The sequence below is a fragment of the Rhodoferax sp. genome (assembly GCF_044236835.1).
GTDB lineage: Bacteria > Pseudomonadota > Gammaproteobacteria > Burkholderiales > Burkholderiaceae_C > Allorhodoferax.
In genome coordinates, this window is record NZ_JBIIGC010000010.1 from 96,749 (window position 1) to 118,992 (window position 22,244).

Consider the following 22,244-nt stretch of genomic DNA (forward strand, 5'->3'; position numbering starts at 1 on the left):
ATGAGTTAAATTGTGGTTTACTCGAATTTCTACGTCAAGGCATTTTTCATGGACCCCTGGCAAACCCCTAGAAGCACCCCCGCCATGCCACCCAGCACCCCGCCTGGGGTGCAAGCGCCTTTGCCAACAGCGCTTGCGCGCCCGCGCCGGGTGCGTGGCTTGGTCAATGAAGTGATGGAAAGCCTGGCCGGCCAGATCCGCGACGGGCTGATTCAGCCGGGCGCCAAACTGCCCAGCGAATCGGAAATCATGGCGCGCTTTGATGTCAGCCGCACCGTGGTGCGCGAGGCCATCTCCCAATTGCAGGCCAACAAATTGGTGGAAACCCACCACGGCGTGGGCACCTTTGCGCTGGCGCCGCAACCTACCGAGAACTTTCAGATTGCGCAGGTGGACCTGGCCACCGTGTCCGACGTAATTCAGGTGCTGGAGCTGCGCATCAGCCTGGAAACCGAGGCCGCCGGGCTGGCCGCGCAACGCCGAACCGCGCACAACCTGGAGGCCATGCAGGCCATGCTGGACGCCTTTGCCCAGGCCCTGGCCAGCGACTCGGACGCAGTGCCCTCGGACTTTCAGTTCCATATGGAAGTGGCGCGCGCCACCGGCAACCGCCACTTTGCCGACCTGATGACCTACCTGGGCACCATGATCATTCCGCGCACCCGCGTCAACACCGCCAGCAGCGCGCCCGAGGGCCGCAGCGTGTACCTGCAGCGGGTGCACGGCGAGCACGAAAACATCTTCAACGCCATCCGCAACCAAGACGCCGAAGCCGCCCGCGCCGCGATGCGCACCCACCTGTCCAACAGCAAAGAGCGCCTCAAAAAATCCCAAACCCAGAGCAACTGACGCACCAACTGACGCACCGCCAGTTGTACGATGACTGCCCGCCACGGAGCCCCGCCATGCACCCCACCCCCGCGCCGCATACCCAGGCGGCCCAGCCAGCAGCCCACACCCACCGCGACACACCGCGCATCACCCGTGTAGAGGTGGTGCCGGTGGCCGGGCACGACGGCATGCTGCTCAACCTGAGTGGAGCACATGCGCCCTTCTTCACCCGCAACCTGCTCATCTTGACCGACAGCGCCGGTAACACCGGCGTGGGCGAGGTGCCCGGCGGCGAAAAAATCCGCCAGACGCTGGAAGACGCGCGGCCGCTGCTCATGGGCCAGCCGCTGGGCCACTGGAATGCGGTGCTCAACGCCATGCGCAACCAGTTTGCCGCGCGCGACGCGGGCGGGCGCGGTTTGCAAACCTTTGATTTGCGCGTGGCCATCCACGCCGTGACCGCTGCCGAAAGTGCGCTGCTCGATTTGCTGGGCCAGTTTCTGGGCGTGCCGGTGGCAGCCCTGCTGGGCGACGGCATGCAGCGCGACAAGGTGGCGGTGCTGGGCTACCTGTTTTTTGTGGGCGACCGCACGCGCACCGACCTGCCGTACATCAGCGAGCCCGAGCAAGCCGACGACTGGAAGCGCCTGCGCCACGAACCCGCCATGGACGCCGACAGCGTGGTGCGCCTGGCGCGGGCCGCGCACGCGCGCTACGGCTTTGCGGACTTCAAACTCAAAGGCGGCGTGCTGCGCGGCGAGGAAGAAATGGAAGTGGTAGGCGCCCTGCACGCAGCGTTTCCGCACGCCCGCATCACCATCGACCCCAACGGCGGCTGGCTGTTGCAAGACGCAGTGCGCCTGTGCCGCGACCAGCACAACGTGCTGGCCTACGCCGAAGACCCGTGTGGTGCCGAGGGCGTGTTTTCTGGGCGCGAGGTGATGGCGGAGTTTCGCCGCGCCACCGGCCTGCGCACCGCCACCAACATGGTGGCCACCGACTGGCGCGAAATGGTGCACTCGCTGGCCTTGCAGTCGGTGGACATCCCGCTGGCCGACCCGCATTTCTGGACCATGCAAGGCTCGGTGCGGGTGGCGCAGCAATGCCAGCACTGGGGCCTGACCTGGGGCTCGCACTCCAACAACCACTTCGATGTGTCGCTGGCCATGTTCACCCACGTGGCCGCCGCCGCACCGGGTCGGGTCACGGCTATCGATACCCACTGGATCTGGCAAGACGGCCAGCGCCTGACCAAAAATCCGCTGCAGATTGTGAGCGGTGAAATCTCAGTGCCCACGGCGCCTGGTCTGGGCTTAGAGCTGGACCGTGCTGAGGTTGAGAAGGCTCACCAGCTGTATTTGCAACACGGCTTGGGCGCGCGCAATGACGCTATGGCTATGCAGTACCTGATAGCTGGCTGGAGTTTTAACCCCAAGGCACCTTGTATGGTTAGGTGAGGGGGATGCGGGGTATTGGTGGGTTGGTGTGCGGTGGCTGAAAACCAGTTGCGGGATTTTTTTGGCTGCTGGGGTGGCTGCAAGAAGATCTGCAGCGTGCTGACGTTATATTGCGCGTACAGGGCGCACTGCGGCGCGGGGGTTCTGGGTTTCACCGCACTGTTGTATCCAGACGGCAAGCCACTTTAAGTAGAAACACATGACCAACTTATGGAGCAGCGCCCAACTTTTGGAGCAGGTTTTGCTCTTGATATCACGTTAGCCACACTATGAACCGTCGCAATTTTGTAGCTCTGGCCGCTCTATCTGCATTCATACCGTTTGCGAAGGCTGGCGCATGGGAGTCCGGAAGTTTTGATAATGATGATGCTCTTGATTGGGCTGGTCAGTGCGTAAGGTCTAAGGGAACTTCACTGATATCGGCAACTCTTTCGGCTGCACTGGTTGATGGATATCTTGAAGCTCAAGAATGCTCAGCCGCAGTTGCCGCAGCGGAAGTAGTTGCGGCTTCGAGGGGCAAAGCAAGTAAGTCACTCCCCAAAGAGCTATCTTCTTGGCTGGAGAAACAGAAAAAAGAAGAAATTGCAAAGCTTGCGCCAGTAGCGATCAAAGCTGTTTCGCGCATCTTGAATGGCCCCAAGTCGGAGCTTCAAGAGCTATGGCAGGAAAACAAGAAAGATTTCCCTGTTTGGAAGAGCGAAATGCAAAGCCTCATCGCGAGGCTGAAGTAGTGGCTAACCATTCCGTCGAGAGGGACCGCCCACAAGCTGCGCTTGTGGGTTCCCTTCGCGGCTTCGCCGCTACGGCGACCCTTCACGTCAAACGTTAGCTTTCTTGGAAAATTTCATGGCCGACGAAAACCAGATCAGAGATGTTGTTGATGCGGTAACTGGCGTAGCGAAAGCCGTGCCTGTTTATCAAGATGTTGTTCAACCGGCTGCACAAGAGATTGGCAAGGCTCTACAAACGGTCGCAAAAACAGTCCATGTTGTGCTGGCCCCGGTAAGTGCCCTAGTCTGGGGTTACGACCAAGTAAAAGAATTCGTTTCGACGAAAGTTGCCGAAAGGCTGAAGAACGTCCCCCCTGAAAACCTAGTCACACCGAAGCCGAACGTCGCTGGCCCTGCCCTAGAGGCACTCCGTTATACAGGGCACGAATCGTCCCTTAGCGATCTCTATGCAAATCTTCTGGCAGCCGCAATGGACAAAAGTACCGCTCAAGGCGCGCACCCTGCGTTTGTTGAGATCATCAAACAGCTAACACCAGACGAAGCAAAACTTGTCTCTCTATTCGTCAATGATATTTCGTTGCCGCTGGTCAATCTTCGTTGGGAGTTCAAGCCGAACCAAGAGGGAAAAACAGGCGGCAAAGAGGTGCTCGTGCATTACTCGCACCTTGGAGTTCAGGCAGGTTGTGAATATCCGCATATGACCCCGACTTACATAGACAATCTATGTCGTTTGGGCTTGGCAGAAGTACCAACCTTTTGGGAGTACACGACAAAGGGGGTTTACGATCCACTTGAAAATGACGTACAGGTCAAGGCGCATAAAGCCGCCATTGAAGCCAACCCAGAAATTCAGCCGGTTCTGGAGAAAAAAGGGTTGCGAGTTTCCGAGCTTGGGAAGCAGTTTGCGCGGATCTGCGTCGTTCCAAAGCAATGACGATCAAAAGTGTCCGTATCTACTACTACCCGAAGGGAGTTCGGCGAGAGAAGTGGCTAACTGCGAACTACTGGGGTTGGGCTGAGTGGTTTGAACTTAGGCTCAAATCCATTCGCGAGCAGCTTAGCGGAATAGAAGTTAAAGGTGTGGATATTGTCAATCTGATGCTGAGGGAAGACAGTTCGCAGGCTTGGCGCCCAAACATCTGGACGCAACGAGCCAATTCCTTGGTGTATGAATTTGTCTGTGATCTCGAGCCTTTGGAGACTGGCGACAAAATGGAGAATATGCAGCATTTGATGAACTTCTATGGATCTGTCGCGGAAGCAGCGCCTTGGCCTCAAGTGAGAAGCGTCGCAGTCGCCCTGAAGGTTCCACTTAGCGCGTCAGACAAATGCTCTTTAGATCCCTTTCTCCAATGGCCACGCAAAGTTGGTCGAATTGCGAGGTATTTTGCGTGAAGCCGTCTAGCAGGTCGGTCCACTCGGACACACAGCAGCAGGTTGACGCTGCGCGACACATGCTGCGTGCCGTGGCCTGAAACGTTGGGCGTCATGAATTCGCAGCTTGGTCAATCCTGGATTGAAGCCGGCGCAGATCTCGGCTTACGGGTTGCCACGCCATTCATGCTCACGACGGAGGCGGGGCAATCGCTTCCCTTCGACGCTGTCATCTACGACTTCGGTTCAACTCGAGGCATGCTTCTCATGGAGCATTGGGACGAAACGAAGGCTAAGGCCGCTACGGAGAATGGCTACGGGTATTCGTGCATGGATGCCTTCCGGTACGAACGAGGGAGCGCAATCGAAATTCTTCGAGACTGGGGCTGGTCCGGAGCGGAGGCGCCGCCGGCATGGCTATGACGTCCAACCCTTCGTTCCAGCGGACCGCCTTCGACGGTCGCTGAACACAAACCCATCGTGGATGAATCTCGCAGCGGTTGACCACGAAACCTAGATTCACTTTTACCCAATATCACCCGTGCTCTGAGTCGTTGCCTGTGGTGTGCAAGGCATGTGGACGGCGAAACTACAAACGGTCATTGGTGCAAGTCAATCTTGCGGACCCTGATGAAAGACGCGCGCCGGGGGCTCCACTCGTTAGTCGAGACTCAAAGCTGCTTGCGCAGCCCTGAGGATTACCTTGAAGTTGAGGCCCAGAGGCAGGGCGGCAAGTTGCCGATAAGTTCGCGCAGCTTGGCGCGTGGTACTTCAGGTCGCACCAGCACGGGTTTGCCCAATTCATCCACGCCGTGTACTGCAAAGACGTTCTTTGCAAGGTCGATTCCAACCGTTACGATTGCCCCGATTTCCCCTTTCAGAACAACAAGTGAGTTGATGAAAAGATTCGCCTCTCCATCGTGGCACTGTGCTGCCGTAAACCTCAACCCCTACGGGTCGCGGCCCGCTTGGGACGGGGAAGTCTCATTTGCTCGTTAGGCGTCATGAATCCACATCGCGTTGCCGAAGCGCAAACACTGCTTGCACATTGGCGTGCAAGGCCAGTTCTAAATCAGCGCTTCCCGTTATACGGCGAATATCTGCAGTCTCTCGCGAATGCAGAGCGACTAAATGCGGTCCACAAGTACCTTCGTCCGTTGCTAGTGGAACTCGCTTCCGCTTCACACGAGAAGAGGCTTGAGTTCATATCTGAACTGTGCTTTGCCGTCGACTTCTCCGGTAAAGCCCCCGGGACGTCACCGGTCCCAGGGATGCCACACGAACTGTTGGAGCAGATTGCACTACCAACGCTACTGGCTCAACGCTTAGCACAGCAAAACGATCCCTACGTGCATGTCTGGCTAGCTATGCTCCCGTACCGGAGATTCATACCGAACCTGCCGGAACGCCGAAAATTGCTGGAGGCGGCGCACCAGCTCGCGCCAAACGATACCTTTATCGCCGAGCGATTAGCCGACGAGGGACTGAACTCAATAGCTTTCTCGTGCCACCACTTACCGGAAGGCTTACTGTCAAGTGAGCACGTGGTGCGTGAAGAAATCGACCATGTTCGCCGCCTGCTGCACCTTCTGCCGCAAAAGCGTGGGGATGCTTTCGCCAAACAAATCGACATGTACGAACAGCAGGTAAATGACTTCACGCGTACGAACCGTGACAAAAATGAAGCCTAACCCAGCGTTGCAGCCGAAGGCCAACGGCTTGCCGCCTTTGGGTCTCCATTTCATTCTGGTTCAAATTCGTCAACCCGTTGCCTTTGGCTGAACTTTACGATAGGCGTCACATTGGAAACGATACTGGTCATCGCCGCACTCTCGATCCCGCTGGCCTTGAATCTCTGGGCTACGCGCCTCGTAGTTGCTGACGACCTCTCGTCAGGATCACAGAAGTACAGTCAATTGGCTCTGGTTTGGCTGCTACCGCTGCTAGGAGCCGTTGTCGTGCTGGCTGTGCACCGCAAAGCGGAGCCGCCCTCGCGAAAGCACCGAACTCAACCGGACCTAGGAGATGACTTCACCATGTCTGGCAAGAGCGTCAACGCGACGAAAGAGGCCCTTGATGGGGACTGAGCGCCTTGGCAAGCAGCGCACTGTCGCCGCGCGCTTCACGTCAGTGGCGTGGCTTTCTTCCAGGAGCCTCAGTCACTGCTCCTTCCAGACGCCCTTTCGTACAGCAACGCGGGTGAAGCCCAACCCCTCTAGTGGGACTTCCCGTTTCATCAAGTAGCCGTGGTCATGTTTTTCTTTCTTGCGCCCTGCTCACGACCTTGAAGATGAACCGATGCCCGGGCTCTGACCGCTGCCGCCCATAGGGGCCGCGGCTCGCTGGGGACGGGGAAATGCCATTCATTCGTCAGGCCACATCCAGAATACGGGCACCAACCAGGCTTCAGTAACGATGCAACAAAAAGAAGACGCGTTCCCCAATATTCAGCAATCCGCGTTGTTACTGCTGGCCGGTTTTCTACTCCAGTACGTCATCGCCATTGCTTTATACGACTACCGCCGTTCTATTGGCCTGGGCGAGCATGAGCTCGCAGCGTTGAGCATGCTTCTCGGAAACGGCCTGGTGCTTGCCACTGTGCTGCACTTTCAGCGCCGCAGCTACCGGGATCTTCTCCATTCTTCTGCCACTTCTGCCCTTGCTACCACCACGCTGCTTGTCCCGCCCGTGCTCCTTCTTGTTCCTTTGATTACGCTGCTGGACTACGCCCTGGTTTCCTTTCTCCAAAACGTTTTCCCTCTCTCGCGTTGGGAGGAGCAAGCCTTCGCGAACATGGTCGCCGGAAGTGTTGGCTCCGTGGTTGCAGCATGCATTCTTGCGCCTGTGCTTGAAGAAATGCTGTTCCGGGGTGTTTTGCTCCGTTCCTTTTTGCAACAACAGCCGCGCTGGCAAGCCATTTCCGTGTCCGCGCTGTTCTTCGGCTTTGCTCACCTGAACATCTACCAGTTCGTGCTGGCTTTCTGGCTTGGGCTTGTTCTGGGTTGGCTTTACGAGCGATCCCGTTCACTCATCCCTTGCATTGCGCTACACGGTGCACTGAACTCTTGGGTTGTTGTCTCGGCACAGGGCGTACAGGCGCAGAACAGCACAAGCACCGAGTTCTCCGCAGTGGGATGGGCGGCATCACTGCTCGCGGCATTAATTGGTGTATGGCTACTTCGCAGATTCCTTATTGGTTCGTCTGCTGCAACGCCTAAAAATGTGGCCTAACTCTACATTTGGTCTTTATCATGGCCGACGTCAAGACGGAGAACATAATGACTTTCAAAAACGAAATTCCTAGTGCAGAAGATATTCAAAGATTTGACTTGCCTTACGGGCTCGACTTGGAAAAGCCCATTGAACACCGTCGCACTTGGCTTGCTGACAGAGAAAGAGATATCTACTTGACTGGTCCTGGTGCAACAGGCAATCAAGCTCACGACGACAATGTTAAGACTTGTTTTGATGTTTATTTGGGGAAATCTAAGTTGAAAGTCATTGTAGAGCCCAGTCGTACTCTCGGCGACTTCAGGGCTGATCCGTACTTTATTCACTGGCCTGCACTGCTCGAAATCTGGGTGGGCACGATAGAGGTAATCAAGTTAACCAGCTCAACGCCAGATGTACCCCACCCCCTCCTTCAGGGTCGTTCGCTCAACGAGTTCGTGGTGATTTTGAAAGAGGCAGTTTCTGAAAACAAGGCGGGATATTACACCAGGTTTATATCCGCCCCTATCACAGTCAGCTTCGGCTTCTGATGCTTACCTATCCTCATAAACCGTGTCGATGCTATTTCCTAAATGTCTATATTCACTCAGGCAAATCGATTGTGCGCAACAGCAGGACTCTGCAGGTATTGATGTTGCTCTGAATTTATTGTTTATAGAAATCTGTTCTTTGTGATTTCAGCTACGTCGGTGGTTGTTTCAGTATTGGAGCTAGCCAGTGGCCTACCGGGGGTACCAAGTAACGACCATCTTTGCAAGGTCGATTCCAACCGTTACGATTGCCACGATTCCTACTTCTGTCCAGCAGTTGCGTTGATGAAAAATCTGGTCCCGATGGCGTGGCAATTCAGTGGCGTCAACCGCAACCCCCACAGGGTGTCCTTCGCCGACGAGGCGAGAATCTCTTTCATTCTTTAGGCATGCCATGAACCGTCGTCACGCAATCATCCTCGCCATCGCCAGCACCGGACTTGGTGCCTGTATGTCTACGATGGACACAAAGTCAGCTGAGGCCGCTGTCAGCGCGTTTCACGACGCCCTCAACAAAGGCAACTTCTTGCAGATGTATCTTGAGTCATCGCAGGAACTGAAGCAGTCCACGCCCGAAAAGGACTTCGTTGATTTCCTCTCCGCAGTGCACCGAAAGCTCGGGCCTACCAAAGACGCCGTGAAGCAGGGATGGAAGGTCAACATGCGCCCATCAGGATCGACGGTTGAACTCACGTACAAAACCACCTTCGAGAAAGGCGACGCCATCGAGTCATTTGTCTTTCTACTCCAAGACGATAAAGCCAGTCTTGTTTCATATAGCGTGAACTCACTCGCACTCGTCACCAACTAGAGAAGCCTGACCACTCGCTCCAGTGGACCTCCACCAGCGCTGCGTATTCCGGTTGACTTGACCATCGGTTCCGGAAATTGCTGACCACCAACAGCGGTTTTCTTGTGTTGATCAGAGTGAGTTGCTCTGGAGGCGATCAATGACATCTGTGGGCCATCTACGGTCATTTGCCAATGTCTGCTTACGGGAAGCGGAACACGTGCAGTTATGACATGAGTGAAAGCCGATCGAGCGTCGGAGTTGGGCTGGTTCCGGTCGTTCACTTGGGAAGTTCGTACGTCGCGATTGCAGTCATCCCCGAACGGCAGCTCTCTGGCAGTGCAGTTTGGATCATAGGCCGCCTCGTCCCGAGGTGATTCAAGCTGCGCATTTCGATGGAGATAACTATTTGCTCGTTTTCATTGCAGCCTCAAGAAACTCAAACATTCTTTGTTCAGAGTCCTGTGTGATTTTGCTGCTGTAGACATAGGTCACGCTGTTGCCACGCCAATCTGACTTACTGTAGTTGTTCAAGTTCTTGCAATCCCAGCAGTGTGTCGCCTCGGGATACACGTGCCACTGCACCTGACCGCCCGCTGATTTGACAGCATCAAGCTTTGGCACGCATTCTGAAGGAGGCGTTTCAACATCCAGACCTCCCATCAGCACCAGCAACGGCTTATCAATGTCTGGGTTGATCAATTCATAAGCAGGGCCAGACTGCGGTCGAATTGAAAAGCACCCGGGATAAAACGACACGGCAGCTGCAAAACGGGTTCCGTCGCCTAGCGCCTCACCCCAAGTCTTGCCACTCAATGCCATCGACAACATTGCACCCCAAGAATAACCAGCATGGGCAATCCGTTCCTTGTCCACAAAATCAAACTTCTTCAGGTGAGCGGCTGCCATCAAAGCATCTCTCGCACCGCGCATAAAATTGACACCTCCTTTGGGACTAAAGCACAAAGAGTCAACACCTCTAGGTCCCATGCTGTCAATGATCAAGGCCACATAACCGCGCTGCACAGCAGTCTTGGCCCACTCCAGCATGGACTGATTCTGCCAACTGCCAGTGGCGTTTCGCAGGCCACCGCATTGGTGCTGCAAAACCAAGGCTGGAAATGGTCCATTTCCAGCGGGTTTGTACATCGCCATAGACGGAGAACTGAAAAAACCAAATTCGCTGAGCTTGTCCGGGTATTGCAAATCCTGCGCCAAACTGGCTGCATTACGCAGACGCTGGGAACCATTGACTTGCGCCACCCCCCCATGCGAATACAACACCATGAAGGAGATCAGTGGTAAACTTTTCCAGAGTTGAAAAAGAAAGATAAACGAGTTTGGTTTAGACTTTGGCACCATAGCGTAACTCTCAAGAAGGAAAGCTCATGCACTTCAATTTGATGAATACTTTACCAAGAGCCATTGTAGTTTTTTTGTTATCGATAACATCAACGATGGTTACCGCTCAAGACGGGGCTGTTTCTCCCCAAACCATTCAAGCAACCTGGGTTGGAAAAACCTTGGTGGGTACTATCGGCAACGGCCCATTGAAGGGCAAACAAATCAATGTCAATTTAAACGCTGATGGCAGCGCCAAAGTAGATGGCGCTATCGTTGATTCTGGTACTTGGCGATTGTCTGAACAAGGTTACTGTGCTGTCTGGAAGACTATCCGTAACGGACAAGAGCGCTGCTTTACTGTCGTTCGCAAGGGAAGCGAACATCTCGTTATCAATCCGGACGGGTCGATCAACAACACAATCACAGAGATTCGCTAACTTGTAAGAACATCTAGTTGATGTGCCTTCACCCACAGATTAACCAGAGTCAGCTTTTTTGGCGGCATGATTAGTGAATCTCTGCACCCACTTTGTGCCTCTTGGAGTCAACCCTTGTCAAATTGCGAATGACTCCAATCGCGGTAATCCAGTCAGCCAGAAAAACCTTTGATCATCAAAATACTATGACTGCTTTGTGGCGGTGAGTTCGAGGGTTTGTACTTCCGCTATGGGTCGGTAGCAGCCGGTGGTCATGACCAGCTTACTGGTCACCAATTACCGTAATGATGGTCAGTGAATTCTGGCCTACGCAAGCGCCTCACATCCGACATCCAGCACAGCTTACGAGTCTATGATCAGTGGCACAGAGTTGATGAAAAAATTCGCATCTCCATCGTGGCACTGCTTTGTCGACAACTGCAGCCCCTACGGGTCGCGGCTCGCTTGGGACGGGGAAGTCCCTTTCATTCGTTAACCCCTTACTCCTGGCCGATGCAATGAATCCAGTCACCCTTGCCGCCTTGCGTGCCTTTCCGCAGCAACTTGAAGAACACTACGCTGCGTTTCCGGCGGAGTTCAAGAATTGGGCGCCTCCATCATGGGAGGGGGTGCCAAGCGAGGCGCTCACAGCCATCGAACAGGTCTGCCACGTCCGCGACATTGAAATTGACGGGTACCACGTTCGCCTTCACCGAACGCTGACTGAAAACAACCCCACCTTGGCATCTATCGACACGGAAGCGCTGGCCAAGGAGCGTGCTTACGCCAAGTCAGACGCAACCGCCGCCCTTGCGGCATTTAGCGAGGCACGTCGGCAAACCGTGGCACTTATTTGCGGCTTGGCGCCGGAACAGTTTGATCGGACAGCCGTGTTTGAAGGCTACGGCCCTCTGTCGCTTCGCAGCCTGGTGCACTACCTCTGTAGCCATGATCAGCAGCACCTTGCGGGGCTGCAGTGGCTTCTCGGCAAATTGGAGGCATCTCGTGTTCCGGCCCGGGGCTAAATCTTCATATCAACCGCGCGAAACCGTTGCACCGACGAACAGTCTGATCGTCGGCTTGCTTGCCGGTTCGAGCTTTCACGATGCATGGTCCATTGAATCAGACGCCATTGACCTCCCCGCCCTTGGCCACTTTCTGGCCGCAATTGAACACACTCCAAGATGGGTCAACGCCTGCATGACCCTTCGCAACCGAGTCGTTTCTCGAATTGGACTCAAGGACCTGGGGCAGTTGTCTGCCGTTCAACACGGTAAGCCAGCATCTGAATACATGCCTGGTGATCGCGTTGGAATATTTACGCTCTTTCAGATCACCGACGATGAAGTTCTCCTCGGAGACAAGGACAAACACCTCAACGTTGTGCTGTCCATTCATCGCGCCTTGCTGCCTGACGCCAATGCAGTCAGAGTAACGGTAACAACTGTGGTTCACGTAAAAAACACGCTCGGCCGCCTCTACATGCTTCCTGTAAAGCCAATGCATCGAGTTATCGCACCCGCGGTGCTTAGCGCAATTGGCAAGTCGGCGATTGCGGCCTAACTGGTCATATAGGGACTCCCCCACAAGCGCAAGAAGCCTGGCTTTCCGCTTAGCCCTTCAGTCAGCACCAGCACGGGCTTGCCCAATTCATCCACGCTGTGCATCGCGAGGACGTTCTTTGCAAGGGCGATTTCAGCCGTTACGATTGCCAAGACTTCCATTCCAGAAAAACAAGTTAGCTGATGAAAAGATTCGCCTCTCTATCGTGGCACAACGTCGCCAGCAATCGCAAACCCTGCGGGTTGCGGCTCGCTTGGGTTGGGGAAGTCCCGTTCATTCGTTAGCTTTCACTATGTACACGATCGAAATCCGAACCTACCGACTAAAGCCAGAGGCTTCCTCACAATTCGAGTTAGCGATGAAACGCGCGCTGCCTATGGTGCGTGCCTCAATGAATGTCGTCGCTTTCGGGCGCACTGACCATGAAGGGGAAAGTTACTTTCTAATTCGAGCTTTCTCCAGCGAAGCAGATCTCAAACTGAAGCAGGAAACTTTCTACAGTTCCTTGGCATGGCGCAATGGACCGCGGGAACCGCTTGTTGAATGTATCGATACATATGTCAACACAATCGTTCAGATGTCAGAGCAATCTGTGAATGAACTTCGAAGTCAAGACGGGAAGGGGCTCAATGCAAGCTAACAGATTGCGTGTTGCGGACGAGCAGCAGCAGGACGCCGACTCCCGGCGCTCGCTGCGTGTCGGACGGCGCCCACGTTAGACCGCACAAACACCATGCCTGCGCCCGCCCTGATCATCATCGACATGCAGAAAGGCATGGCCGAAAAACGTGCCGGCGATAGAAACAATCCAGGCGCTGAAGCCGCAATCGCGAAGACCCTAGCTGCATGGCGCGGCATCGGTGCGCCAGTGGTGCATGTTCGCCACATCTCAAGGACACCGGGCTCGGTGTTTTGGCCGGGCCAACCGGGATCAGAGTTTCAGGATGGGCTAAAGCCTTTGGACACTGAGCATGTCGTCGAAAAGAATGTACCGGATGCCTTCGTCAACACAGGACTCGAGCGTTGGCTGCATGTGAGAGGCATTCGAACCGTCGCTATCGTAGGCGTCGCCACGAACAATTCTGTTGAGGCTACCGCCCGAAGCTCAGGAAATCTTGGCTTTAAGACGCTCGTCGCATCGGATGGAACGTTCGCATTTGCAAAGCCCGACTTCAACGGTGTTTACCGCACGGCTGAAGAGGTTCACGCGATGGCACTGTCCAACCTGCATGGCGAGTACGCAACAGTGGTGACAACCACCGAGCTGCTCGGTGCGGTCTAACCTCCCACTTTCATAAACCAAGTGAATTGATGAAAAATTCGCCTCTCCATCGTGGCACTTCGTTGCCGACATTCGCAACCCCGACGGGTCGCAGCTAGCTTGGGACGGGGGAGTCCCTTTCGTTTATCAGGCCGCATTTGAAACGCTACCGACTCCTCGGATTTGACTTCGACACCCGCGTGCGCTCACTCGATCCAATACCAGACGAGTGGGAAGAGCAAGTGAAAGTGTTACACCGCGCAAATCGCGAGCGCACGCTTGCTGGCCTCATAGAAGAGTACGGCTCGCGGGACTTCGACCAGAAGCTTCAAAACTTCATTGATCTTGGCGTGAAACCGTTCTCCGTCATTGCATTCCATAACCGCCTCTATGCGCAGGCAAGGTCCGCATTCATTGCGGGACACTACTACCCAGCAATTACAAGCATCGCAGCACTCGGTGAGCGCGTTCTGAATCATCTGATCCTAGGTCTACGCGAACACTACAAAAAGTCGACGATTTATCGCCGCGTCTACCGCAAGGAGTCATTCGATAACTGGGAATTGGCACTGGATGCACTACACGAGTGGAAGATCCTCACGCCCGAGGCAGAAGCTCACTTTCGCCTGCTATGGGGGCAGCGGAACGACGCCCTCCATTTCAACCCCGAAACTGAAGCGAATGCCAGGCCCCTTGCCTTGCAAGCGCTGCATCTCTTCGCGCAAATTGTCGAATGCCAGTTCTCGTGCTTTGGCGCGTTGCCTTGGCTCTTCACACCTCCTGGCGAGGTTTACATCCGACGAGATTGGGAGGGGCACCCGTTCATACAACTTTTGTACCTACCGAATGCTCGACTCGTCGGCTACAAGCACAAGGTCGTCAGCGCCCTTCCATGGCAAATCGAAGACAACGAGGACTACGAGGCACACGAAGTGTCCGATGAAGATTTCACCAACCTTCGCGTCCAGCACCATGATTTGCGACCGGGGGATAGGAATGCGGCCTAGCCCCTCATGTCTAGACTGCCCCACTAGCGAAACAAACTGATCGATGACTTGGCTTCTGGGAAAGCGCCTGCCGTCGTACATCCGGCATCTGTTGTGAACTCTTTTGTGGTCCGTTTCGACAAGGTATCCGCATTGCCGCTGCACTAACCGCTACAAGCGGCGGCTAAGCTCGCGTGCGTTGAGCCGCAAAAGTTGTCGGCGTCAATCGGTCTGGGGAACCATGCAGGCCATGGCGGCCGAGCAATCTCGTCGCAACGCCTTACTTGCCGTGTGTTACCTCAGGTCGCACCCGCACGGGATTACCCAACTCATCCGCGCCATGCGCAGCAGAGGCGTTCTTTGCAAGGTCAGCTCCAACCGTTACGATTGCCAAGACTTCACCTTCTAGAAAAACAAGTTAGTCGATAAAAAAAATTGCCCCTCCATCGTGGCACTGTGTTGCCGACAACGGCAACCCCTACGGGCCGCGGCTCACTTGGGACGGGTAAGTCCCTTACATTCGTTAGAACTCAGATGACACGCGCCCCACTGCTCTGGCCTTCAGTTCTCACACCCGCAGCTGAGATCGACGAAGTCAAGTACCTCAACGCCCTACTGAGTGGCGTTGAGTACGGCGTGAAAGCGTGGGAGGCGGCATTGGCTCTCTATCGGACGTCACTGTCCCCGCCAAGTTCAATCTCCAAAGAGGTTGCAAGTCAATGGCGATGGATCGCATGCAATGAATGCATCCTTGAGCTTTACCATCTTCGTTCCCGAATGGAGAAGATCCAGGCGGTTCAACTGCGAAAGTGTTCTTCGCTTCTGCCTTGGATCGACTCAGGCGCCACTCGAGGAGCGCGAAAGCGCTTGGATGAGTATTTCCCGGACATTGAGGCGCTTCGTCACGCGACGGCGCACAAGGGCGAGAACGAAGTCAACTCAGATGCGCATGCCCCTGAGGGGCAGAGGTTCGCGCTTGCCGGGTTCCGTGAACCGCATAGGTACAGCACCCCTTACCTTGGAAAGTTGCGCTCGCTTGACATAACAGAAGACTCTCTTCACAAGGTGATCGAAGTTGTCGATGCATACCTCTCGGGTTTCGTGCAGGCCGCCGAAGAGCTCGAACGGCAGGGGCACTTGGATTGAGGAAGCTGACGTGTCACCATTTGTTTATGGACTCCCCCACAAGCGGAAGAAACTGACCGATGTTTTGGCTGTTGGGGATCCGCCTGCAGTCGTTTATCCGGCATCTAAAGTGGACTTTGGTGTGGTCCGTGCCGACATGGAATCTGCGTTACCGAGGCGCAAGTCGTTACAAGCGTCAGGCATGCTGCACAAGAGTTATCGGTGTCTGTCGGTATAGGGTGAGCCCGGTTGATCGAGGTGGCCGGTCAATCTCGTCGCAACGCGTCGCTTGCCGCGTGGTATTTCAGGTCGCACCAGCATGGGTTTGCCCAATTCATCCACGCCGTCAACTGCAAAGACGTTCTTTGCAAGTTCGATTCCAACCGTTACGATTGCCATGACTTCCCCTTCCAATCAACAGTTGAGTTGATGAAAAGATTCGCCTCTCCATCGTGGCACTGTGTTGCCGACAACCGCAACCCCTACGGGTCGCGGCTCGCTTGGGGCGGGGAAGCCCCGTTCATTCGTTAGGCCCCACAAAATGCAAATACCAGACGCCGACGAACACGCGATTGCCGCTTTCAGAAAGTTCTATGAGCTGCTCCCCAGAGGTGCAGATGCGACGCTGGTAATCCTGAAGCTACATCTCTTGGTCGAAGAGCAGGTCAGGGCTTTCGTGGACGAACGCATGCACACAGGAAAGGCACTTGAGAAAGCGAAGTTTGAATGCCACCAAGTGATCTGCCTCGCAGAGGCACTTTCAGCTGAGGCCATTCACCCGAACGTCTGGGAGGCAGCACGGAAGCTCAACAGCTTGAGGAATCACATCGCCCACAGCCTAGAGCCCAAGGGCATCTACGATCGAATGAATCTCATCTCGTCATTGATCGGGCTGCCAAAGGACCTTCTTCACATCGAGGGAAAGTCGCCGGAGGAAGCTGCGATAGAGAATCTGAGTTTCGCGGTGAGCGTGCTCTACAACGAGATATCGCTCTTTGTGAAGCGCAAGCCTGCGCCGGTTTTCAGTCTCGTTCCCAGCGCGAGCGGGGCCTAATCCCTCAAGTGGGACTTGCCGTTTAATCTAGTAGATTTGGTGGTGCTTTACTTTGTTGAGCCTTGTTTACAACCTTGAAGATGAACCGATGCTCGGGCTCCATTCTCTCAGCGCGACGGTGCTTTCGGAGAAGGGTTATCGAGTTGACCGAACATTGGCTCTGAACTGGATATGGACCGTTCGGTCAACCGTTACGTTTGCCATGACTTCACCTTCCACTCAACAGTTGAGTTGATGAAGATATTCGTCTCTCTAGGGTGGCACTGCGTTGCCGACAACCGCAAACCCTGCGGGTTGCGGCTCGCTTGGGACGGGGAAGTCCCGTTCATTCGTTAGAAGTCCGAGGGAGCCATATGGGTATCGAAATCGAGCGCAAGTTCCTGGTAACTGGAGCTGCATGGCGCCAAGCAGCGGGAGTCCGCTTGAGTCAGGGTTATCTGAATCGAAACAAAGAACGAACCGTTCGAGTTCGGATTGCAGGTGAGAAAGCATTCCTCACCATCAAAGGAATATCTGTAGGCGCTTCGCGAGCAGAGTTCGAGTACGAGATTCCCGCCTCGGATGCGGAGCACCTTTTAAAACTCAGTGATGGCCCACTCATTGAGAAGGTTCGTAGAGTCATTGAGATCGAAGGTGCCACGTGGGAAGTGGATGAATTCCTTGGAGAGAATGTCGGTCTCGTTGTTGCCGAAATCGAGCTGCAAACAGAAGATCAGGCGTTTGCGAAGCCAGAGTGGCTCGGAGAAGAGGTAACCCACGATTCTCGGTACTTCAACTCAAGCTTGGCTACGCATCCATTTACCAGGTGGCATGCGAAGCCAGCCGCCTAGCCTTTTTGTTGGAACTTCCTGTTTCGTCACTAGCACGGGATTACCCAATTCATCCACGCCATGCACCGCAAAGTCGTTCTTTGCAAGGTCGATTCCAGCCGTTACGATTGCCATGACTTCCATTCCAGAAAAACAAGTTAGCTGATGAAAAGATTCGCCACTCCATCGTGGCACTGTGTTGCCGACAACCGCAGCCCCTACGGGTCGCGGCTCGCTTGGGACGTGGAAGTCCTTTTCAAACGTTAACCCGCATGGCACACACTACTGATACACGCACTCAGAACCTGGTTTGGCCTGCGCTTGTGATTCTGGCACTCGGCTTTGCTGGTGGTGCTATCGCCGTTTCATTGCGCTTCGATATTGCCAAAGCCCTGTTCGAATTCGTCCTTGAACCCGCAGGTAGCGCCGCGCTCTTGTTGGCTGAGGACCCACTGTCCGGCGTTCTGTTTCCACTCAGGCTGTTCGGGCTCGGATTTGTCTCGCTCGTGGCGTGCGGCTCGACGGCGTACCTCATTGCAGGATCGCGAGGCAAAGTCGCCACCTTCCTTTGCGTGATAAGCGCATCTGTTTTAGTTGGGGTTTCGGCATTCGGTATCTATGGTTCATACCTTCAGCAGACCTCCGATATGAAGCTTTCAAACGGTCAAACCGTCACGCAAACGCGAGGGCACATGACGCGGCTAAGCGATGTCCCCGTTTTCAAACTCGGGGTGCTGGGTCCATTGTTGGTGTGTGCGGGAGCTCTCGCTCTGCGGAGGAAGCGCCTGATAGAGACGATTAGCGCCCTCTAACAGGCCGGCCCAATGGCGACGGCCTTCGGCCGCGCCTAGTCTCCAGCACTAGAACTCGAGGATCCATGCCATGGGATGGGCTTGAAGTTGACCCTGTTTTGGTGACTTCACATCAACACGGGCTTGCCCAATTCATCCACGCAACGCACTGCCAACACTTTCCTTACAAGGTAGATTCCAGCCATTACGATTGCGATAGTTAGGCAGCACGCAATCCAACCCCACCCTCGGCCCAAACCAGATGAACCAGTCACTTGGCCTTGTCTCCTTCGTGGTCCGCGAGTACGACGAGGCGCTGGCCTTCTTCGTTGGCAAGCTGGGCTTCGAACTGGTTAAAGACGAGTTCGTGCCTGAGCAGGCCAAACGGTGGGTGGTCGTCAAACCACCCGGACTTGGGCACGGCGCACAGATCCTGTTGGCAAAAGCCTCAGATCCTGAGCAGGCAGATCGCATCGGGTCACAGGCTGGAGGACGAGTATTCCTGTTCCTGTACACAGATGACTTCTGGCGCGACTACGCTCGATTCAAGAACCAAGGCGTCGAGTTCGTCAGAGACCCTGTCGAGCAGCCTTACGGAACCGTTGCGGTGTTCAAGGACCTCTACGGCAACCTCTGGGACCTCCTGCAAATGAAGCAACCCATCCTGAGCTAGGCGGGGTAGTCACTTTTATTGATTCGGAGCGGACCTATGAGCTTTGACCTCAAACGAACTCAAGCGTTGGAAATAATGGCCAGAACCGGCATCTGGCGGTCCAACTACGAGCCACCGGCTTTCAGGATGCTGTGGAGAATGGGCATCAGGATTCCACCACCGCATTTCATCCCCTTCTTTCCCATTGCTTTTGGCACGGGGTTGACTTTCGCAGTTTTGTGGGGAGTTCCATGGGGAATCCTGATGTGGTTGTTTGTTTGGTCGCAAACTGACTTTGAATTGCAACGCGTGTTTATCGCATCCGGCCAAGCTGGTTTGTTTTTTGGTGTGTCCACGGCGCTTTATTACGCATACGGCAGATACAAGTACAAGTTGCCCAACTGGAATTCGCTTGGTGATGACGCTTCTGTCTAGTGACCTTGGCTAACGTAGCAGCCTAAAGACCCAAGGAATCCCCGGCGGAAGTCGCGCCATCTGCTGAGCACCTCACAACGCTAAATGGCGTTCGCGCCGCTGCCCCGCTCAACGCGACTTAGCCGTCCCCGCCAGCAAATCAGCCAGCTCATCCGCATGCTGCTCTTCTACCGCCAGAATGGACTTGAGCAAGTCGCTGGTGGTGGGGTCGTCGGTGCCTAGGTAGTTCACGGTGGCGCGGTAGCTGTCCACCGCAATGCGTTCGGCAATCAGGTCCTCGCGGATCATGTCCACCAAGTTGCTGCCCGGCATGTACTGCGCGTGGCTGCGCTGGGCCAGGCCATCTGGGTCAAAGTGCGGCTCACCGCCAAGCTGCACGATGCGCGCCGCCAGACGGTCAGCATGGCCCAGCTCTTCGTTGGAGTGCACCAAAAACTCGGTAGCGATGGCGCGCGCATGGATGCCGCGCGCCATGAAATAGTGGCGCCTGTAGCGCAGCACACACACCAACTCGGTGGCCAGCGCAGCATTGAGCTGGCGCAGCACCTCCGTGCGGTCGGCGGCGTAGCCGGGTGTGACCGCCCCCTGCTCAAGGTGGCTGCTGGCCAGCTCGCGCAGGTGTTTGGCTTTGGTGCTGGTTTTGGCTTTGGTTTCGATGCTGGTGTTCTTGGATTTCATGGCGTGCCTGCGGTTGGTGGAAGGCACAGCATGCGGGTTTGGCTCGGCGCCTTCTGTGCGACGGCGCACGGTCGAAAGCAGACTGGGCCCGTCGCCTTAGCCACAAAAAAACCCGGCAAGACCGAAGTCCTGCCGGGTTCAAAGTCGCGCCGAGGAGGGCCGACTGCTTCGTACAAAGGTTAGCGGTTGTAGGCGGTCTCGCCGTGCGAGGTGATGTCCAGGCCTTCGCGCTCGTCTTCTTCGCTGACGCGCAGACCGATGGTCATGTCCACCAGCTTGAATGCCACCACCGACACCACGCCCGACCACACCACGGTGATCAGCACCGCCTTGGTTTGGGTCCAGACCTGGCCTGCGATGGAGTACGCGTCAGCGGAAACCATGGCCACCGTGGTCCAGTCGGCCACCAGGCTGGGGCCACCCAGGTTGGGCGAGTTGAACACGCCAGTCAGGATGGCTCCCAAGATGCCGCAGACGCCGTGCACGCCGAACACGTCCAGCGAGTCGTCTGCGCCCAGCAGCTTCTTCAAACCATTGACGCCCCACAGACCGGCAAAACCAGCCAGGAAACCAATGATCAGCGCACCACCGATGCCCACGTTACCGGCGGCCGGTGTGATGGCAACCAAGCCAGCCACTGCGCCCGAGGCGGCACCCAGCATGGAGGCCTTGCCGCGCATCAGCGCTTCGCCCAGGCACCAGGCCAGCACAGCGGCGGCGGTCGCACCAAAGGTGTTGATGAAGGCCAGTGCGGCGAAGCCGTTGGCTTCCAGCGCGGAGCCTGCGTTGAAACCAAACCAGCCCACCCACAGCAGGGCAGCGCCCACCATGGTCAGGGTCAGGCTGTGGGGTGCCATGGCTTCTTTGCCGTAACCAATGCGCTTGCCTACCATGAAGGCACCCACCAGGCCGGCGACGGCTGCGTTGATGTGCACCACGGTGCCGCCGGCAAAGTCCAGCGCGCCCATCTGCCAGATGTAACCGGCCTTGCTGTTCATCTCGTCCACCACGGCAGCGGCAGAGTAGGCGTCCGGGCCCATCCAGAACCAGACCATGTGCGCAATCGGAGCGTAGGAGAAGGTGAACCACAGCACCATGAAGGCCAGCACAGCGGAGAACTTCATGCGCTCTGCAAACGCGCCCACGATCAGTGCGCAGGTGATACCAGCAAAAGTGGCCTGGAAGGCGGCGAAAACAATCTCAGGGATGTACACGCCCTTGCTGAAGGTGGCCGCGTTGGCAAAGGTGCCTGCCGCGTTGTCCCACACGCCCTTCATGAACAAGCGGTCAAAGCCCCCGATAAAGGCACTGCCCTCGGTAAAGGCCAGGCTGTAGCCGTAAATGAACCACAGCACCACGATGAGCGAGAACGTCACCATGACCTGCATCAGCACCGACAGCATGTTTTTGCTGCGTACTAAACCGCCGTAGAACAGCGCCAGACCCGGGATGGTCATCAAGATCACGAGGATGGTGGAGACCATCATCCAGGAGGTGTCGCCCTTGTTAGGCACGGGAGCTGCCGCAGGGGCTGCGGCTTCGGCTGCGGCAGGAGCAGCTGCAGCGGCGTCCGCAGCAGGTGCAGAGGCGGCTTCGGCTGCGGGCGCGGCCATTTCAGAGGCGGCTGCTACGGGCGCGGCCGTTTGGGCAGGCGCGAAGGTCGCGGCAGTCAACAAGCTCAGCCCGAGGGCCAAGGATGCAAGCAGTTTTTTCATGGTCTTTCCTTAATATGAATGCGAGGTGGCTTTACAGCGCCTCTTTGCCGGTCTCGCCCGTGCGAATGCGCACGACCTGTTCCACGTCGTAGACGAAGATTTTTCCGTCGCCAATTTTTCCGGTGCGCGCAGCACCTTCGATGGCCTCGATCACTTGCTCTACCAAGGCGTCGTCAATGGCGGCCTCGATCTTGACCTTGGGTAGAAAGTCGACCACGTACTCCGCGCCACGGTAGAGCTCGGTGTGGCCCTTTTGGCGTCCAAAGCCCTTGACCTCGGTCACGGTGATGCCTTGCACACCAATGCCGGACAAGGCTTCTCGCACCTCATCGAGCTTGAACGGTTTGATGATTGCCGTTACGAGTTTCATGTGTTTACCTCAGCTTGATTACAGTAATTTGCAGACATCGGACTGGGCAGTCCGCCTCTCCGCAGCCCGGGAGATAGCGCAATAAAGCAGGGTCCGTGCCA

The 22,244-nt window shown here is 55.9% G+C and carries 25 protein-coding genes and 2 pseudogenes; 21 read left to right on the forward strand and 6 right to left on the reverse strand.

What is annotated here, in order from left to right; translation table 11 throughout:
* Positions 1-84 precede the first annotated feature (84 nt).
* The 5 genes from ACILRC_RS08915 (at position 85) to ACILRC_RS08935 (ending at position 4,816) form a co-directional block, all read left to right on the forward strand.
* Entirely contained in the window at positions 85-849 is a 765-nt protein-coding gene (locus ACILRC_RS08915) for a FadR/GntR family transcriptional regulator (RefSeq protein WP_395669005.1), read from the forward strand.
* A 56-nt stretch (positions 850-905) separates the two neighbouring features.
* Entirely contained in the window at positions 906-2,288 is a 1,383-nt protein-coding gene (locus tag ACILRC_RS08920; protein WP_395669006.1) for an enolase C-terminal domain-like protein, read from the forward strand.
* Positions 2,289-2,557: 269 nt separating this feature from the next.
* Entirely contained in the window at positions 2,558-3,019 is a 462-nt protein-coding gene (locus ACILRC_RS08925) for a DUF4259 domain-containing protein (RefSeq protein WP_395669007.1), read from the forward strand.
* A 115-nt stretch (positions 3,020-3,134) separates the two neighbouring features.
* Positions 3,135-3,953 (forward strand): DUF4393 domain-containing protein, encoded by an 819-nt coding sequence (locus ACILRC_RS08930; protein WP_395669008.1) that lies wholly within the window; start codon positions 3,135-3,137, stop codon positions 3,951-3,953.
* A 554-nt stretch (positions 3,954-4,507) separates the two neighbouring features.
* Positions 4,508-4,816: a hypothetical protein gene (locus ACILRC_RS08935; RefSeq protein WP_395669009.1), complete on the forward strand. Its 309-nt coding sequence runs from the start codon at positions 4,508-4,510 to the stop codon at positions 4,814-4,816.
* 296 nt (positions 4,817-5,112) lie between these two features.
* Here ACILRC_RS08935 and ACILRC_RS08940 read toward each other — a convergent pair.
* Positions 5,113-5,253 (reverse strand): annotated as a pseudogene (locus tag ACILRC_RS08940) (IS110 family transposase); the annotation flags it as partial.
* Positions 5,254-5,397: 144 nt separating this feature from the next.
* Here ACILRC_RS08940 and ACILRC_RS08945 point away from each other — a divergent pair.
* From ACILRC_RS08945 to ACILRC_RS08960, 4 genes are all read left to right on the forward strand, one after another.
* Positions 5,398-6,084: a hypothetical protein gene (locus tag ACILRC_RS08945; protein WP_395669010.1), complete on the forward strand. Its 687-nt coding sequence runs from the start codon at positions 5,398-5,400 to the stop codon at positions 6,082-6,084.
* Between the two features lie 724 nt (positions 6,085-6,808).
* On the forward strand, positions 6,809-7,624 hold the full coding sequence (locus tag ACILRC_RS08950; RefSeq protein WP_395669011.1) for a lysostaphin resistance A-like protein: 816 nt from the start codon (positions 6,809-6,811) through the stop codon (positions 7,622-7,624).
* Between the two features lie 47 nt (positions 7,625-7,671).
* Positions 7,672-8,154 carry a hypothetical protein gene (locus ACILRC_RS08955; RefSeq protein ID WP_395669012.1) on the forward strand — a complete coding sequence of 161 codons (483 nt, stop codon included), beginning with the start codon at positions 7,672-7,674 and terminating at the stop codon, positions 8,152-8,154.
* A gap of 394 nt (positions 8,155-8,548) precedes the next feature.
* Positions 8,549-8,965, forward strand: a complete 417-nt coding sequence (locus ACILRC_RS08960) for an NTF2-like N-terminal transpeptidase domain-containing protein (RefSeq protein WP_395669013.1) — start codon at positions 8,549-8,551, stop codon at positions 8,963-8,965.
* Positions 8,966-9,349: 384 nt separating this feature from the next.
* Here the strand turns inward: ACILRC_RS08960 and ACILRC_RS08965 are convergent, their stop codons facing one another.
* Positions 9,350-10,306 carry a dienelactone hydrolase family protein gene (locus ACILRC_RS08965; protein WP_395669014.1) on the reverse strand — a complete coding sequence of 319 codons (957 nt, stop codon included), beginning with the start codon at positions 10,304-10,306 and terminating at the stop codon, positions 9,350-9,352.
* A gap of 26 nt (positions 10,307-10,332) precedes the next feature.
* Here ACILRC_RS08965 and ACILRC_RS08970 point away from each other — a divergent pair, with 26 nt between their 5' ends.
* The 7 genes from ACILRC_RS08970 (at position 10,333) to ACILRC_RS09000 (ending at position 15,660) form a co-directional block, all read left to right on the forward strand.
* The gene (locus ACILRC_RS08970) at positions 10,333-10,725 is read left to right on the forward strand and encodes a hypothetical protein (RefSeq protein ID WP_395669015.1); all 393 of its coding nucleotides are present in this window, start codon (positions 10,333-10,335) and stop codon (positions 10,723-10,725) included.
* 497 nt (positions 10,726-11,222) lie between these two features.
* Complete coding sequence (locus ACILRC_RS08975; RefSeq protein WP_395669016.1) at positions 11,223-11,729, forward strand: DinB family protein; 507 nt, start codon at positions 11,223-11,225, stop codon at positions 11,727-11,729.
* Positions 11,653-12,267, forward strand: a complete 615-nt coding sequence (locus ACILRC_RS08980) for a DUF2867 domain-containing protein (RefSeq protein ID WP_395669017.1) — start codon at positions 11,653-11,655, stop codon at positions 12,265-12,267. The genes ACILRC_RS08975 and ACILRC_RS08980 overlap by 77 nt, the downstream gene beginning before the upstream one ends.
* 118 nt (positions 12,268-12,385) lie before the next feature.
* Positions 12,386-12,907: a hypothetical protein gene (locus ACILRC_RS08985; RefSeq protein ID WP_395669018.1), complete on the forward strand. Its 522-nt coding sequence runs from the start codon at positions 12,386-12,388 to the stop codon at positions 12,905-12,907.
* Between the two features lie 93 nt (positions 12,908-13,000).
* On the forward strand, positions 13,001-13,549 hold the full coding sequence (locus ACILRC_RS08990; protein WP_395669019.1) for a cysteine hydrolase family protein: 549 nt from the start codon (positions 13,001-13,003) through the stop codon (positions 13,547-13,549).
* A gap of 137 nt (positions 13,550-13,686) precedes the next feature.
* Positions 13,687-14,535, forward strand: a complete 849-nt coding sequence (locus ACILRC_RS08995) for a hypothetical protein (RefSeq protein ID WP_395669020.1) — start codon at positions 13,687-13,689, stop codon at positions 14,533-14,535.
* An 846-nt stretch (positions 14,536-15,381) separates the two neighbouring features.
* Positions 15,382-15,660 (forward strand): hypothetical protein, encoded by a 279-nt coding sequence (locus ACILRC_RS09000; RefSeq protein WP_395669021.1) that lies wholly within the window; start codon positions 15,382-15,384, stop codon positions 15,658-15,660.
* 273 nt (positions 15,661-15,933) lie between these two features.
* Here ACILRC_RS09000 and ACILRC_RS09005 read toward each other — a convergent pair.
* Positions 15,934-16,038, reverse strand: a pseudogene (locus ACILRC_RS09005) (IS110 family transposase); the annotation flags it as partial.
* Between the two features lie 142 nt (positions 16,039-16,180).
* Between ACILRC_RS09005 and ACILRC_RS09010 the strand changes: the two are divergent.
* The 5 genes from ACILRC_RS09010 to ACILRC_RS09030 all read left to right on the forward strand — a co-directional run bounded on the left by ACILRC_RS09010 (position 16,181) and on the right by ACILRC_RS09030 (position 19,380).
* The gene (locus tag ACILRC_RS09010; RefSeq protein ID WP_395669022.1) at positions 16,181-16,693 is read left to right on the forward strand and encodes a hypothetical protein; all 513 of its coding nucleotides are present in this window, start codon (positions 16,181-16,183) and stop codon (positions 16,691-16,693) included.
* A gap of 353 nt (positions 16,694-17,046) precedes the next feature.
* A complete protein-coding gene (locus tag ACILRC_RS09015) occupies positions 17,047-17,523 on the forward strand; it encodes a CYTH domain-containing protein (RefSeq protein WP_395669023.1) in 477 nt (158 codons plus the stop codon).
* Between the two features lie 302 nt (positions 17,524-17,825).
* A complete protein-coding gene (locus ACILRC_RS09020) occupies positions 17,826-18,314 on the forward strand; it encodes a hypothetical protein (protein ID WP_395669024.1) in 489 nt (162 codons plus the stop codon).
* Positions 18,315-18,555: 241 nt separating this feature from the next.
* Complete coding sequence (locus ACILRC_RS09025) at positions 18,556-18,966, forward strand: VOC family protein (protein ID WP_395669025.1); 411 nt, start codon at positions 18,556-18,558, stop codon at positions 18,964-18,966.
* A 36-nt stretch (positions 18,967-19,002) separates the two neighbouring features.
* Positions 19,003-19,380 carry a DUF6404 family protein gene (locus ACILRC_RS09030; RefSeq protein ID WP_395669026.1) on the forward strand — a complete coding sequence of 126 codons (378 nt, stop codon included), beginning with the start codon at positions 19,003-19,005 and terminating at the stop codon, positions 19,378-19,380.
* Positions 19,381-19,488: 108 nt separating this feature from the next.
* Here the strand turns inward: ACILRC_RS09030 and ACILRC_RS09035 are convergent, their stop codons facing one another.
* The 3 genes from ACILRC_RS09035 to ACILRC_RS09045 all read right to left on the reverse strand — a co-directional run bounded on the left by ACILRC_RS09035 (position 19,489) and on the right by ACILRC_RS09045 (position 22,143).
* Entirely contained in the window at positions 19,489-20,058 is a 570-nt protein-coding gene (locus ACILRC_RS09035) for a bacterioferritin (protein WP_395669027.1), read from the reverse strand.
* Positions 20,059-20,237: 179 nt separating this feature from the next.
* Positions 20,238-21,773: an ammonium transporter gene (locus ACILRC_RS09040; protein ID WP_395669028.1), complete on the reverse strand. Its 1,536-nt coding sequence runs from the start codon at positions 21,771-21,773 to the stop codon at positions 20,238-20,240.
* 31 nt (positions 21,774-21,804) lie between these two features.
* Positions 21,805-22,143: a P-II family nitrogen regulator gene (locus tag ACILRC_RS09045; RefSeq protein WP_117179701.1), complete on the reverse strand. Its 339-nt coding sequence runs from the start codon at positions 22,141-22,143 to the stop codon at positions 21,805-21,807.
* Between the last annotated feature and the right edge of the window lie 101 nt (positions 22,144-22,244).

Coding starts and splice junctions, on each gene's coding strand:
- ACILRC_RS08915 (WP_395669005.1), top strand. CDS start 85: ATGCCACCCAGCACCCCGCCTGGGGTGCAAGCGCCTTTGCCAACAGCG.
- ACILRC_RS08920 (WP_395669006.1), top strand. CDS start 906: ATGCACCCCACCCCCGCGCCGCATACCCAGGCGGCCCAGCCAGCAGCC.
- ACILRC_RS08925 (WP_395669007.1), top strand. CDS start 2,558: ATGAACCGTCGCAATTTTGTAGCTCTGGCCGCTCTATCTGCATTCATA.
- ACILRC_RS08930 (WP_395669008.1), top strand. CDS start 3,135: ATGGCCGACGAAAACCAGATCAGAGATGTTGTTGATGCGGTAACTGGC.
- ACILRC_RS08935 (WP_395669009.1), top strand. CDS start 4,508: ATGAATTCGCAGCTTGGTCAATCCTGGATTGAAGCCGGCGCAGATCTC.
- ACILRC_RS08945 (WP_395669010.1), top strand. CDS start 5,398: ATGAATCCACATCGCGTTGCCGAAGCGCAAACACTGCTTGCACATTGG.
- ACILRC_RS08950 (WP_395669011.1), top strand. CDS start 6,809: ATGCAACAAAAAGAAGACGCGTTCCCCAATATTCAGCAATCCGCGTTG.
- ACILRC_RS08955 (WP_395669012.1), top strand. CDS start 7,672: ATGACTTTCAAAAACGAAATTCCTAGTGCAGAAGATATTCAAAGATTT.
- ACILRC_RS08960 (WP_395669013.1), top strand. CDS start 8,549: ATGAACCGTCGTCACGCAATCATCCTCGCCATCGCCAGCACCGGACTT.
- ACILRC_RS08965 (WP_395669014.1), bottom strand. CDS start 10,306: ATGGTGCCAAAGTCTAAACCAAACTCGTTTATCTTTCTTTTTCAACTC.
- ACILRC_RS08970 (WP_395669015.1), top strand. CDS start 10,333: ATGCACTTCAATTTGATGAATACTTTACCAAGAGCCATTGTAGTTTTT.
- ACILRC_RS08975 (WP_395669016.1), top strand. CDS start 11,223: ATGAATCCAGTCACCCTTGCCGCCTTGCGTGCCTTTCCGCAGCAACTT.
- ACILRC_RS08980 (WP_395669017.1), top strand. CDS start 11,653: ATGATCAGCAGCACCTTGCGGGGCTGCAGTGGCTTCTCGGCAAATTGG.
- ACILRC_RS08990 (WP_395669019.1), top strand. CDS start 13,001: ATGCCTGCGCCCGCCCTGATCATCATCGACATGCAGAAAGGCATGGCC.
- ACILRC_RS09010 (WP_395669022.1), top strand. CDS start 16,181: ATGCAAATACCAGACGCCGACGAACACGCGATTGCCGCTTTCAGAAAG.
- ACILRC_RS09015 (WP_395669023.1), top strand. CDS start 17,047: ATGGGTATCGAAATCGAGCGCAAGTTCCTGGTAACTGGAGCTGCATGG.
- ACILRC_RS09025 (WP_395669025.1), top strand. CDS start 18,556: ATGAACCAGTCACTTGGCCTTGTCTCCTTCGTGGTCCGCGAGTACGAC.
- ACILRC_RS09030 (WP_395669026.1), top strand. CDS start 19,003: ATGAGCTTTGACCTCAAACGAACTCAAGCGTTGGAAATAATGGCCAGA.
- ACILRC_RS09035 (WP_395669027.1), bottom strand. CDS start 20,058: ATGAAATCCAAGAACACCAGCATCGAAACCAAAGCCAAAACCAGCACC.
- ACILRC_RS09040 (WP_395669028.1), bottom strand. CDS start 21,773: ATGAAAAAACTGCTTGCATCCTTGGCCCTCGGGCTGAGCTTGTTGACT.
- ACILRC_RS09045 (WP_117179701.1), bottom strand. CDS start 22,143: ATGAAACTCGTAACGGCAATCATCAAACCGTTCAAGCTCGATGAGGTG.